This window comes from Chitinilyticum piscinae (assembly GCF_015223195.1).
Taxonomy (GTDB): domain Bacteria; phylum Pseudomonadota; class Gammaproteobacteria; order Burkholderiales; family Chitinibacteraceae; genus Chitinilyticum; species Chitinilyticum piscinae.
Genome location: NZ_JADFUA010000001.1, coordinates 145,648 through 158,495, shown reverse-complemented (window position 1 = coordinate 158,495; position 12,848 = coordinate 145,648). Strand labels below are relative to the sequence as shown.

At 61.5% G+C, this 12,848-nt stretch carries 10 protein-coding genes and 1 tRNA gene; 9 read left to right on the top strand and 2 right to left on the bottom strand.

Annotated features, from left to right (window positions below; genetic code table 11):
• Positions 1 to 3: 3 nt before the first annotated feature.
• A tRNA-Met gene (locus tag INR99_RS00710) sits at positions 4 to 80 on the bottom strand.
• Positions 81 to 139: 59 nt separating this feature from the next.
• Positions 140 to 1,306, bottom strand: a complete 1,167-nt coding sequence (locus INR99_RS00705) for a class I SAM-dependent methyltransferase (protein WP_194114371.1) — start codon at positions 1,304 to 1,306, stop codon at positions 140 to 142.
• Between the two features lie 102 nt (positions 1,307 to 1,408).
• On the opposite strand from INR99_RS00705, the gene INR99_RS00700 reads away from it, so the two are divergent.
• The 9 genes from INR99_RS00700 (at position 1,409) to INR99_RS00660 (ending at position 12,845) form a co-directional block, all read left to right on the top strand.
• Positions 1,409 to 2,275 carry an FAD-dependent oxidoreductase gene (locus tag INR99_RS00700; RefSeq protein ID WP_194114370.1) on the top strand — a complete coding sequence of 289 codons (867 nt, stop codon included), beginning with the start codon at positions 1,409 to 1,411 and terminating at the stop codon, positions 2,273 to 2,275.
• 119 nt (positions 2,276 to 2,394) lie between these two features.
• The gene (locus INR99_RS00695; RefSeq protein ID WP_194114369.1) at positions 2,395 to 4,836 is read left to right on the top strand and encodes an ATP-binding protein; all 2,442 of its coding nucleotides are present in this window, start codon (positions 2,395 to 2,397) and stop codon (positions 4,834 to 4,836) included.
• 78 nt (positions 4,837 to 4,914) lie between these two features.
• Entirely contained in the window at positions 4,915 to 5,856 is a 942-nt protein-coding gene (gene ttcA / locus INR99_RS00690; RefSeq protein WP_373308263.1) for a tRNA 2-thiocytidine(32) synthetase TtcA, read from the top strand.
• A complete protein-coding gene (locus tag INR99_RS00685) occupies positions 5,856 to 6,644 on the top strand; it encodes a fused MFS/spermidine synthase (protein ID WP_194114368.1) in 789 nt (262 codons plus the stop codon). Before ttcA ends, INR99_RS00685 begins: the two co-directional genes overlap by 1 nt.
• Before the next feature lie 103 nt (positions 6,645 to 6,747).
• Positions 6,748 to 7,257 carry an RNA pyrophosphohydrolase gene (locus INR99_RS00680; RefSeq protein ID WP_194114367.1) on the top strand — a complete coding sequence of 170 codons (510 nt, stop codon included), beginning with the start codon at positions 6,748 to 6,750 and terminating at the stop codon, positions 7,255 to 7,257.
• Positions 7,235 to 8,857 (top strand): two-component system sensor histidine kinase NtrB, encoded by a 1,623-nt coding sequence (locus tag INR99_RS00675; RefSeq protein ID WP_194114366.1) that lies wholly within the window; start codon positions 7,235 to 7,237, stop codon positions 8,855 to 8,857. The genes INR99_RS00680 and INR99_RS00675 overlap by 23 nt, the downstream gene beginning before the upstream one ends.
• A complete protein-coding gene (locus tag INR99_RS00670; protein ID WP_194114365.1) occupies positions 8,835 to 10,205 on the top strand; it encodes a sigma-54-dependent transcriptional regulator in 1,371 nt (456 codons plus the stop codon). Before INR99_RS00675 ends, INR99_RS00670 begins: the two co-directional genes overlap by 23 nt.
• The gene (ampD, locus tag INR99_RS00665) at positions 10,205 to 10,879 is read left to right on the top strand and encodes a 1,6-anhydro-N-acetylmuramyl-L-alanine amidase AmpD (protein ID WP_194114364.1); all 675 of its coding nucleotides are present in this window, start codon (positions 10,205 to 10,207) and stop codon (positions 10,877 to 10,879) included. The genes INR99_RS00670 and ampD overlap by 1 nt, the downstream gene beginning before the upstream one ends.
• A gap of 70 nt (positions 10,880 to 10,949) precedes the next feature.
• Entirely contained in the window at positions 10,950 to 12,845 is a 1,896-nt protein-coding gene (locus INR99_RS00660; protein ID WP_194114363.1) for a potassium transporter Kup, read from the top strand.
• The last annotated feature ends 3 nt before the right edge of the window (positions 12,846 to 12,848 follow it).

Genomic DNA, 12,848 nt, shown 5'->3' with positions numbered 1-12,848 from the left:
GTCTGGTGGCTATGGCGGGACTCGAACCTGCGACCCCAGCATTATGAGTGCTGTGCTCTAACCGACTGAGCTACATAGCCAAGAGAGGCCGGATTATGGAGGTGCTTTTTCGGGCTGTCAAGCACCTCGCCCGCAAAAATTACAGCGCGCCGGAACGGTCGGCGCTGCGAAAGCCCGGCAGCAGGCTGTTGCCGCTTAATCCGCGCGAGAAGGCGATGACCTTGAAGAGCTCGCCCATTTCGGCCGGCGAGAGCAGTTTCTGCACGGCGTTCAGTGCCATGATGCGCTGTTTGTCATCCAGCTCAGGGGTATGAGCCTCGAAGCTTTGTAGAATGCCGCAGTCGAGCAGATACTGCCCCTGGGATACGTAGCCCTCCAGCGCGAGGCCGGCGGCATGACCTGCCGAGTAGATGGCGGAGAAGTCGACATGACAGGTGAGGTCGGTGAGTCCGGGCAGCCAGAATGGGTCGTGGATGCTGTGGTGACGGTAGTGCCCCATCAGCGTGCCTTCGCTGCGTTGCGGGTGGTAAAACTCGCGCGCCGGAAAGCCATAGTCGAGCCACAGCATGGCGCCTCGGGTCAGTCCGGCGGCGCAACTGCCAATCAGTGCCGCAGCTTCGGGCTGGAATTCGCTGGTGTAGTCGTCAGGCAATATGCTGGCGGCCTGGGCAAGCGCTGCATCTTGCAGCGGTCGGTCGCTGAACGCGAAGCCTTGTTCGCCGACACTGACACCGCGCTCGAACAGTGTGCCGGCCGCATCGCGATGTACCAGCTGACAGGGAACCGCATCGAGCACTTCGTTGGCCACCAGCATGCCTTGCCATTGTGCGGGCAGTGCATCCAGCCATTCGACGCGGTCGAGCAGCTGCGGCAGGGTTGCGGCGATGGTGGCGCGCTGGCGTTCGCGTAGTTCGGCCGAGAGGTCGAGGATGCAGTAACGGGCGGGCAGGGATTCCAGGCGCTCCAGTTCGCCCAGCAGCTGTACGGCCAGCTTGCCGGTGCCGGCGCCAAGTTCGAGGACGATGCCGTCCGGAACGTCGGCGAGAACAGTGGCGACCGTCTGTGCGAGGCTCTGGCCGAACAGTGGCGAGATTTCCGGCGCGGTGATGAAGTCACCGGCCTCGCCGAATTTGGTGGCGCCTCCCGAGTAATAGCCCAGTCCCGGTGCATACAATGCGCTGCGCATGTAGTCGGCAAAGGAAATCCAGCCGCCGGCGTCGGCGATCTGCTGGCGGAGCGCGGCCACCAGTGCCTGCGAGTGAGCGAAGGCTTCGGGAGTCGGGGCGGGGAGCTGGGCTTGGTTCATGCGCGAGGGCTCGCTATTCGGTGCTGGGGCAAAGCGCGTTATTCTAGCATTCCCGCACCGAACTCCAGTCGGCGGGCAGAATCAAGGGTGGCAGGAACATCAATGCAGACAGGGCAGGTATTCGACGCAGAAGTATTGATTATCGGGGGCGGCGTGGGTGGGCTGACGCTGGCGCAATGGCTTTCCGGCATGGGGCATCGCTGGTTGCTGCTGGAGGCTGCGGCACAAGCTGGAGGGGCACTGGCGCACAGTGATTACCCGCTGAAGTGGATTCCCGGTTTTGCCGGCATCAGCGGGCGCCAGTACATGGCCCGGGTGCTGGCTGAAGTCGATGCGGCGCGGTTGCTCTGTGGCGATCAGCCCGAAACGGTCGAGGTGCTGCGACACGGGTTTGCGCTGCAAACCAGGCTGGGGCGCAACGTGCGGGTGCGGTCGCTGGCGCTGGCCTGCGGGGCCCGGCCGTTTTCGCCTTACCCGCCAGCGCCGCGTCTGCTGGTGGGGCCCGGGCTCGCTGCGCTGGCCGAGGTGGTGCCGGGCATGCGCGTGGCGGTGCTGGGCGGGGGGGATAATGCCCTCGAGCACGCCCTGATTCTGGCGCGGCGGGGGTGTGCGGTGAGCGTGCTGGCGCGTGGAGCAATCCGTGGCAGTGCCTTGTTGCGCCAGCAGGTGGTTGCCGAGCCCGCCATTGCCGTGCACGAGCACTGCGGCGCGCTGCAGCCGGCCTGCGATATGGCTGGTGTCTCGCTGGCAGGGCAGCGTTATGACTATGCCTGTGTCTTTTATGGCTATGAGCCGGTGCCCGTGCTGGCGCAGTTCCCGCAACTGGCCGTGAATGGCTTGCCTGCTGAGGAGCGTGGGGTGTTCTGGCTGGGCGACATGACTCGCCCGGCGTATGCCAGTGTGCTGCTGACCCAGGGCGAGGCGGCGGTGGTGGCGCGCAAGCTGGATGATTACCTGCAGCGAGCCTGACAGGCAGGGTGGGAAGCTCCGGCCGTCGCGAGTGTCAGCTGTTGGTGTCCGCATGTCCCGAGAGGAAAAAACTACCTTGATGTGCCATGCTGGTGCATGGACAGCAACTAGGGCATGGAATGGATGAGAGCCTCAGTCCGCCCGAGCAGCAACTGCTGGCGGAAATCGATGCCATCATGCATACGGACCTCGAGAGGGGGCGCAAACTCTGCGTTGGCCTGATCGAGGCGAGCCGGCTTATGCGTTCGCCACTGGCGCACGTGCAGGCGGCCGAGCGGTACGGGCTGATCATGGACCATCAGGGCCATGCTGCCGAGGCGCGCAATGTCCTGTTCGAGGCGCTGCAGGTTGCACAGGCACAACATCTGTTTGCCAACGAGGCCTGCCTGCTCGAACAGATTGCCCGCAGCTATTACACCAATGCCGAATACCGTCCGGCCATCCAGTACTGGGCGCGCTGCGTGGAGATCTGCGAAACCACTGGCGGCAGTGATCGTGTCTGGATGCTGGCAAAAGTCGGGCTTGGGCAAATCTATGATGCACTCGGTGATTATGCGTCTGCCGCTACCCTGCATCGCGCGGCTCTCGGGCGTATTCACCTGGATTACGACCCCTGGCTGGACGCCAAGATCAAGATCAACCTTGGCGTGAATCTGATGCGCTACGGCGATGCTGGTGAGGCTCGTGAAGTCTTCGAAGATGCGCTGGCGCTTTGTAACGAAGGCAAGTTCTGGGATTACGCGGCAGAATCGCATCTGCGTCTCGGGGAGATGTTCCTGCGGCAAGACCGGCTTGATCAGGCCGAGCTGCATCTGTTTGCCGGTCTGGCGACGGCCAGGATGGTGGATTATCGCTGGGGGGAGGCCAATCTGTTGCTGGCGATTGCCGAAGTGAAGGCGCGTCACGGCAAACTGGAAGAGGCGCTGGAAACGCTGATGGAAGGCGTGAAAATCAGCGAGGAATTCAATTTCATTCATATCCTGGAGCGGCAGCATCTGGCGATAGCCCGCTATGCCGAGCAGCTTGGCGGATATTCCACCGCGCTTAATGCCTTGAAGGCCGGCTTTACCCTGGCCGAACGTATCCAGGCTGCGGCGGCGCCCGAGCGCCAGCGCGAGCTGGAGGACAAGGCGGGTTTGCGGCCCAGCCCGGCGCGATTGCTGGTGGAATTGTCCAACCATCCGGCGCTGGACTCGGGCAAACAGGAAGAAGCCTTTGCCATTCTCTGCCGGCAGGCCAGCGCCATCATGGGGGTTGCCCGGGTGCAAATCCTGCTGCTGCAGGAGGATGGACTGAGCCTGAAGAGCCCGAGCATCTTCATCGCGGCACTGGATCGTCTTGAACGCGGACAGGAATGGGGGCAGCAGGCGTGGCCGCAGCTGGCCAGCTGGCTCAGCGAACCTGAATCGATCATTGCCCACGATTGCATTCATCACCCTTTGACCTGGGGATTGGCGGCCGAATACCTGCAGCCGCTGGCGATTTCATCGCTGCTGGCTTTTCCGGTGCGGGTGCCAGGCCGATTGATCGGGCTGTTCTGGATGGAGCATGTTGGTGCCCAGCGCAACTGGACGCCTGATGAGCTGCTGCATGGCAGTCAGCTGGCAGATATGTGTTCGCGGGCGCTGGCCAACTCCGAGCGCAAACGCTTCCAGCGGGAAATCCATCAGCTTAATGCCCGGCTGATGGAATCCAATGAAGCGCTCGAAGGCAGGGTCAAGGAGCGCACGCGCGAGCTGGAGCACGCCAACGAGGAACTGCATCACGCGATGGCCAAGCTGGTGCAGTCGGAAAAACTCGCGTCCCTGGGTAGCCTGGTGGCCGGAATTGCGCATGAGCTCAATACGCCGCTGGGCGGTGCACTGACCATTGCCTCGACGCTGATGGATGAGGCGCAGCAGTTCGAGGACGGCATGCGCGAGGGGCGGATGAAGCGGGCAGAGGCCGAGCGTTTTGTTGCACTGTGCCGTGACGGCACGGCGATCATGCAGCGCAATATCAACCGGGCCAGCGATCTGGTTGCCCGCTTCCGCCAAGTGGCGGTTGATACCACCAGCGAGCAGCGGCAGTCATTCGATCTGCGCGAGGTGCTGGGTGACGTCTTGGCTACCTATGCCGGAGTGTTGCAGCAGGCCGGACATACTCTAGAGTGTGATCTCGCTGGGGCCTTGCTGCTTGACAGTTATCCCGGCCCGATCGAGCAGGTGATCAGCCAGTTATTGGGAAATTCACTTCTGCATGGCCTGGCAGGCCGATCGGGCGGTGTGATTACTGTTGCGGCGCGCGAGCTGGATGCCGAACGTATTGAGCTGGTCTACGAGGATAATGGGGCAGGCATTCCCGAGTCCTTGCACAGGCGGGTTTTCGACCCGTTTTTTACCACCCGCATGGGGCAGGGGGGCTCGGGGCTCGGACTGTATCTGGTGTACAACCTGATCACGGGCGTGCTGGGGGGGGAGGTATTGCTCAGTAGCGAAGTGGGGCATTTCACGCGCTTTACCATGATGCTGCCGCGCCATGCGCCGCAGGGTGGCGTGACAGCGCCGGCTGCGCTGAGCTAAAATTCGCGTCAATTCAACGATCTGCCGTTAACGGGGCGCCTTCTCCTTGGAGCTGCGCCCCGTTTCCATTGAGAGCCCATGGACGCCAAGACAACTGCCGAGGTCATGAACGACCCGGAAAAGAAAGCCCAGTACAACCTGAACAAGCTGGCCAAACGCCTGCGCCACGGCGTTGGTGATGCCATCAACGACTTCAACATGATCGAAGAGGGCGATCGCATCATGGTCTGCCTGTCGGGCGGCAAGGACAGCTACACGCTGCTCGACATCCTGCTGAATCTGCAGAAATCCGCGCCCATCGATTTTTCCATCGTGGCGGTCAATCTCGACCAGAAGCAGCCGGGCTTCCCCGAGCACATCCTGCCCGAGTATCTGCAGTCCATCGGGGTGGAATACCGCATCGTCGAGGAAGACACCTATTCCATCGTCAAGGCTATCATTCCAGAAGGCAAGACGACGTGCAGCCTGTGTTCGCGCCTGCGTCGCGGCATTTTGTACCGCGTGGCCGAGGAGCTGGGCGCGACCAAGATCGCGCTGGGCCACCACCGTGACGACATCCTGGAAACGCTGCTGCTCAATATGTTTTACGGCGGCAAACTGAAGGGCATGCCCCCCAAGCTGGTGAGCGACAACGGCAAGCACGTGGTGATCCGCCCGCTGGCCTACTGCCGCGAAAAGGACATCGAGCGCTACGCCGAGATCAAGCAATTCCCCATCATTCCGTGCAATCTGTGCGGCAGCCAGCCCAACCTGCAACGCCAGGTGGTGGGCGACATGCTGCGGGACTGGGACAAGCGCTTCCCTGGCCGGCTGGAAACCATGTTCACCGCGATGTGCAATGTCGTGCCTTCGCACCTGGCCGACCCCAAGCAGTTCGATTTCGTGAACATCCGCGCCGATGGCGTCGCGCGTGAGGATGGCGACAAGGCCTTCGACAAGGAAAGCTTCAGTGATCCTGCCCGCATCAACATCCTCGCCTCGCGGCCGGTCGCCGGGCTGAACGATTGCGGGGAGATGTGATGCTGTTCCGCTCCAAGCGATTTTCCAAGACCTCGGCTGATGATATCGTCATCGATATTTCCGAGGATGCGGGTATCCGCAAGCTGCATTTCGGCGGCGATGACACGCAAAGCGCGATGCGCATCAGCAATCCGACCGAACTGGTGCTGTCCTACTCGCGCTGCGTGTTCGGCAGCCTTCTGTTTGCTGATGCGCCGCGCGACATGCTGCTGATTGGGTTGGGTGGCGGCTCGATTGCCAAATGGGTGCACGAATTCCTGCCGGAAACGAAGCAGACGGTGGTCGAGTTGCACCAGCAGGTGATCAACGTGGCTCGTTCGATGTTCTATCTGCCCGAGGATGACGAGAGGTTGAGCGTACTGGCCGCCGATGGCGCTGCACATGTGTATGGTATGCCACTGGAGTCTACGGATTTCATAGTGATGGATGCATATAGTGCCACGGGTATTGCGCCGCCACTGGCAACTGCCGAGTTTTTTCAGGCCTGCTGTGATCGGTTGCGCGAAGGTGGCGTGCTGGCAGTGAACCTGTGGGGATCGGACAAGCGCTTTGCCCAGTACTGCGACCTGATTTCTGCCGTCTTTGGTAGCCGGATTCTGCTGTTGCCGGCGCGGCAGAAGGGCAATGTGATTGCCTTTGGTTTCAAACGGGCACTGAACAATCCCAAGTGGGCTGAATTGACGGATCGTGCTGCCGAACTGGAGGCGCGCTATCCGCTCGAATTCCGCGAATTCGTCAGTGATCTGGCCAGAATGAACCCGCATAACGATCGCCGCCTGTTCATCTAATGGCTTTCGGGGCAGAAAACTGCCCCTGGAAACGAACAGTACGGTTTGCAAGTGCCCCGCCATGCCATAAAATCGGGGTAACCAACGAATTCAGGAAGTAACCATGCTCGACCGTGACGGCTATCGGCCGAACGTCGGCATCATCATACTCAACCGCCAGAATCAGGTGTTCTGGGGCAAGCGCGTGCGCGAGCACTCGTGGCAGTTCCCCCAGGGCGGGATCAAGCACGGAGAAACGCCGGAGCAGGCGATGTTCCGCGAGCTGGCCGAAGAAGTCGGCCTGCTGCCGGAACATGTGCAGATTCTGGGGCGTACGCGCGACTGGCTGAAGTATGACGTGCCAACCAACTGGGTGCGCCGCGAGTGGCGGGGTACCTACCGCGGGCAGAAACAGATCTGGTTTCTGCTGCGACTGACCGGGCGGGATTCCGATGTCTGTCTGCGCCGCACCAGTCATCCCGAGTTTGATGCCTGGCGCTGGAGCGATTACTGGTTGCCACTGGATTCGGTGATCGAATTCAAGCGTGGCGTATACGAGGCGGCGCTGTCGGAGCTGTCCCGCTTTGTCGAAGGCATGCCGCGACAGCATCATGGCAGTCACAGCGCCCGCTAGCAGCGGGGTGCCTTCGGCGGAGGCTGCATTGGCCGCCAGCGAGGCGCGCTGGCGCTCGCTGCGGCTGCTGAACGGCTTTCGCCTGCTGGTGGTGCTCGGACTGGCGGTGGGGTTGCGCCTGCGAGCCGGGCAATACAATCTCGACTACAGTCAGCTGCCTTTGCTGATCTGGACGCTGATGGCTTACGCCACGGCATCCTGTCTGTTCTTCCTGCCGATCCTTGGGCGGCGGCCGGCCTTTTCGGTTCAGCTCACCAGCCAGTTGCTCGTGGACATCGGATTCGTGATGCTGCTGATGCACTTCATGGGCGGTGTGCGTAGTGGTCTTGGCATGCTTTTGCTGCCCTATCTGGCTGCCGCCGGGCTGATTGCCCGGGGGCGGATGACGCTGTTTTATGCCGCAGTCGCCACACTGGCGCTGCTTGGACAGACCGCCTGGATGACCTGGCAATCCAATGGCGAGCTTTTTCCCGATTATTTCTCGCCGGTGTTGCTGTGCGTGGCTTTTTTTACCGTCGCGCTGGTTGCGCACCGGCTGGCCCGTTATGCCGAAGAAAACCGCGCCCTGGCCGAACAACGGGGCATTGATCTTGCCAATCTGGGGCAGCTCAATGCCCGGATTCTGCAGGATGTGTCCGATGGCGTGGTCGTGGTCGATGCGGCCAACCAGGTACACCAGTACAACGAGCAGGTCTTGCGCCTTGGTACCTTGCCGCCGTTGCGCGGCGAGGCTTTGGCGGACTGGTCTCCGGCACTGGCTGGGCAGCTGGAGCGCTGGCGTGCCGGGGATTGGTCTGCCACCGGCCTGCTGCAACTGCAGCGCAAGACACTGCGCTCGCGTTTTTTGCCCCTTGGCGAAGACAAGGCGGGCAGCGTGCTGATCTATCTGGAAGACATGGATCGGCTGCGGCGAGAGGCGCAGCAGCTCAAGCTGGCTGCGCTGGGGCGGCTGACGGCCAATCTGGCGCACGAAATTCGCAATCCGCTGGGAGCCATCAGCCATGCCGCACAATTGCTGCAGGAAGAAAGCCAGCATGATGCGCTGATGCAGCGCCTCACCGGAATCATCACGGAAAACACCCGCCGGCTGGACCAGATGGTCAGCGATGTGCTCGAACTGAATCGCCGCGACCGGGTACGACGCGCCGACATCGAGCTGCATGAGTGGTTGCGGGTCTTTGCGGAGAGCTTTGTACAGCAGGAAGGGATAGTCGTTGCCCTACCGGTGCTGGGGCATCTGCCGGAGCCGATCCGTTTTGACCCCGGCCAGTTGCAGCAGGTGCTGTGGAACCTGACGCGCAATGGCTGGCGCTATTGCAGCAAGACAGCAGGCAGCCTGCGTTTTGTGCTCGATATGGCAGAAGGCTATGCCGTGCTGGATGTCATCAACGATGGCCCGCCGGTGCCTACCGATGCCCAGCATCAGTTATTCGAGCCGTTTTTTACGACCGAGGCCAAGGGGACAGGCCTGGGTCTGTATATTGCGCGGGAAATCTGTGCGGCGAACGGGGCGAGCCTGGAGTATCACGCCCCCGCTGACGGTGGCGCCTGTTTCCGTATTCTGTTCGGGGTGGTGAATGCAGAAAAGAACGAGGAATGACCGTCGGGTGCTGGTGGTCGATGACGAGCGTGATCTCGCTGATCTGCTCGAGCTGACACTGATCAAGATGGGGCTGATCGTCGACAAGGCCTATGGCGTGGCTGAGGCGAAGGCATTGATCGCTCAGACGGCCTATGATCTGTGCCTGACTGATATGCGCATGCCCGATGGTGAAGGGCTGGATGTGCTGAAAGCCATTCAGGTGGCCGGCCACGATACCCCGGTCGCCGTCATTACCGCCTACGGCAGCACTGAAAGCGCCGTGGCGGCGCTGAAGCAGGGGGCCTTTGACTACCTGGCCAAGCCTGTGGCGCTGGAGCAATTGCGTACTCTGGTGAAATCGGCGTTGAAGATCGATGCCGCTGCGGCCCCGGTGCAGAAGCCAGCAGCGGGCGAAACCGCGCTGCTGGCCGGCGATTCGGCGCCGCTGCGCCAGGCTTTGCAGCTGATCGACAAGCTCGCACGCAATCAGGCCCCAGTTTACATTACCGGCGAATCCGGTTCGGGCAAGGAAAGGGCCGCGCGCATGATTCACTATGGATCAAGCCGTGCCAGCCAGCCCTTTGTCGCCGTGAATTGCGGGGCGATTCCGGAAAATCTGATGGAAAGCGAATTCTTTGGCTACCGCAAGGGGGCCTTTACCGGTGCCACCGAAGATCGTGGTGGTTTTTTCCAGGCGGCGCATGGCGGTACGCTGTTTCTGGATGAGGTTGCCGATCTGCCGCTAACCATGCAGGTCAAGCTGCTGCGCGCGATCCAGGAGCGCAAGGTGCGCAAGGTCGGCGCCACGCAGGAAGAAGACGTGGACGTGCGCATCATTTCGGCGACGCACCAGAATCTCGGCAAGCTGGTCGATGCCGGCAAGTTCCGTCAGGATCTGTTCTACCGCCTCAATGTCATCGAACTACGCATGCCGGCACTGCGGGAAATGGGCGATGACGTGCTGACGATCGCCCGTCTGTTGCTGCAGCGGCTGGCCGAGCGCAATGGCAGTGTGCTGCCCGAACTGAGTGCGGCGGCTGAAGTGGCGCTGCGACAGTATTCTTTCCCGGGCAATGTGCGTGAGCTGGAGAACGTCCTCGAACGAGCCGTGGCGCTGTCGGATGGGCAGCAGATCCAGCCCGACGATCTGCAGTTGACCGTCTCCGATGCCGAATCCCTCTGCGCGACAAGCTCTGTCGCCCTCACCGGTTGCTTTCCCTTGCAGGACTACCTTGACCGCACCGAAAAGGTGGCAATTCTGCAGGCACTGGAGCAGACCGGCGGCAATCGTACCCAGGCTGCCAAAGTTCTTGGCGTGACCTTCCGCAGCTTGCGCTACCGGATGGAACGGCTGGGTATGTCCTGATGGCAGAATTGGCTGAATGGCTGCAGCAACATGCTCCCTGTGGGTATGAAATCGACGTGGCAGGCTGGTGTGTTGCTGCGCGGCGGGTCGCGAGTCCGAACTGCAATGCCCGCCCCGCTAGCAGCGAGGTCGAGCTGGTGGTGCTTCACAATATCCACTTGCCGCCCGGCAAGCCCTTTGCCGGCCACGATGTTGAGCACCTGTTCACCAACACGCTGGATCGCTCGGCACATCCGTCCTACCCGCAACTGGCCGAGCTGCGGGTCAGTGCGCATTTTTTCCTGCGCCGGGATGGCTGCCTGCTGCAGTTCGTGCCGACCACTGCACGTGCCTGGCATGCCGGTGTTTCCAGCTGGCAGGGGCGTCCTGGGTGTAACGATTTTTCGGTGGGTATCGAGCTGGAAGGCTCTGATTTCATAGCCTTCGAGCCGATACAGTATGCTGTACTGGATATGCTGCTCGCTGCCTTGTGCAAACGGCATCCGGTCGTGGCTATTGCCGGGCATTCCGACGTCGCCCCGGGACGCAAGACGGATCCGGGCCCCTGGTTCGACTGGCGGCGCGTACGCACGGGGTTGCAGGAGGGGCATGTCCGGGTGGCGGGCGGGGAGCAAAACAGTGCGCCGGCCGCGGAACTGCGCCCGGATGGTGCATCGCCGCAACAGTCGACCTAGAATCAAGGGCATACTGCGGGCGCGGCGTTATAATCCGCGCCTTTTCCTGAATCCGCTCAAGGCCGAACCCATGGCTGCTGCGCAAACCGCAACCCACCAATCCAGCCTTTCTGCCCTGTCGCTGGCGGCACTGGGCGTGGTGTATGGCGATATCGGTACCAGTCCGCTGTACACCCTCAAGGAGTGTTTCAACGGGCATGTGCCACTCACGCTGGATCCCTTCAATGTGCTGGGGATTCTGTCGCTGGTGTTCTGGGCGCTGATGCTGGTGGTCTCGCTGAAGTACGTGGCCTTTGTTTTGCGCAACGACAACCGCGGAGAAGGCGGGATTCTGGCGCTGATGGCGCTGGCGCTGCGGGCATCCAGTGGCAATCCGCGCCGCACCATGCTGGTGGTGCTGTGCGGCATTTTCGGGGCATCGCTGTTTTACGGTGAAACCATCATCACTCCGGCCATTTCGGTGCTCTCCGCGCTGGAAGGGATCTCGGTGGTGTCGCATGAGTTTGACCCCTATATCATTCCGGTGGCCATCCTGCTGATGATCGGGCTGTTTGCTATGCAGTCGCACGGCACTGCGACCGTCGGCAAGCTGTTCGGGCCGGTGATGACGGTGTGGTTTGTCACGCTGGCGGTGCTGGGCATAGTCAACATCATCAAATCCCCTGATGTGCTGGCCGCCATCAATCCCTGGTATGCCTTCCACTTCTTTGCCGCGCATCCCTGGATCAGCTTCGTGCTGATGGGGGCCGTGGTGCTGTGCATTACCGGCGCCGAGGCGCTGTATGCCGATATGGGGCATTTTGGCCGGCCGGCGATCCGCATTGCCTGGTTCGGGCTGGTGCTGCCTGCGCTGGTACTGAATTATTTCGGGCAGGGCGCCTTACTGTTGCATAACCCCGAAGCGATCAAGAACCCCTTCTTCCTGCTGGCACCGGACTGGGCGCAGCTGCCGCTGGTGGCGCTGGCGACGGTTGCCACCATCATTGCCTCGCAAGCGGTGATTTCCGGCGCTTATTCGATGACCAGCCAGGCCGTGCAACTGGGCTTCAGCCCGCGCCTGGATGTGCGCCACACCTCGGAAAAGGAAATGGGGCAGATCTACATTCCGCAGATCAACTGGTTCCTGCTGGCTTCGGTCATCCTGCTGCTGTTGATGTTCCGTACCTCCAGCAATCTGGCCGCTGCCTATGGTCTGTCGGTGACCTGCACCATGGTCATGACGACTCTGCTTTGTTTCATCGTTCTGGGGCATCGTCTGCAGGGCTGGAAGCGTGTCGGCGTATTTGTCGTGCTCGCTGGGCTGTTGGTCATTGATTTGCTGTTCCTTGCCGCCAATACGCTCAAGATTCATGTCGGTGGCTGGGTGCCGCTGGTGATCGGGCTGGTTGTCTTTACGCTGATGACCACCTGGAAACGCGGGCGAAAACTGCTCTACGAACGGCTGCGCGAGGGTGAAATGCCGCTGACCGGCTTTGTCGAGGGGCTGGAGGCCGGTGATACCCTACGAGTGGAGGGCACGGCCATTTTCATGACCACCAGCAGTGACTCGGTACCGCACGCCCTGCTGCACAACCTCAAGCACAACAAGGTGCTGCATGAGCAAGTGGTGTTCATGACGCTGACCACTGATGATGTGCCGCATGTTCCCCGCCGTGAGCAGGTCGCGGTCAAGCGACTGGGCAAGACCTTCTTCCAGGTGATCGTGACCTCCGGCTTTAAGGACGAACAGACGGTTCCGGCGATCATCGAGCAACTGCGCCAATTGCAACCCGAGCTGAATCTCGATGATATGCAGGTGTCGTATTTCCTGAGTCGCGAAACGATTGTCGAGGCACAATACCCGGCCATGGCCTGGTGGCGCCGCCGGCTGTTCAGCCTGATGATGCGCAACGCCACGCGCGTGACCAGTTTCTTCCGCATCCCGCCCAACCGGGTGGTCGAAATGGGGATGCAGGTCGAGATCTGACCT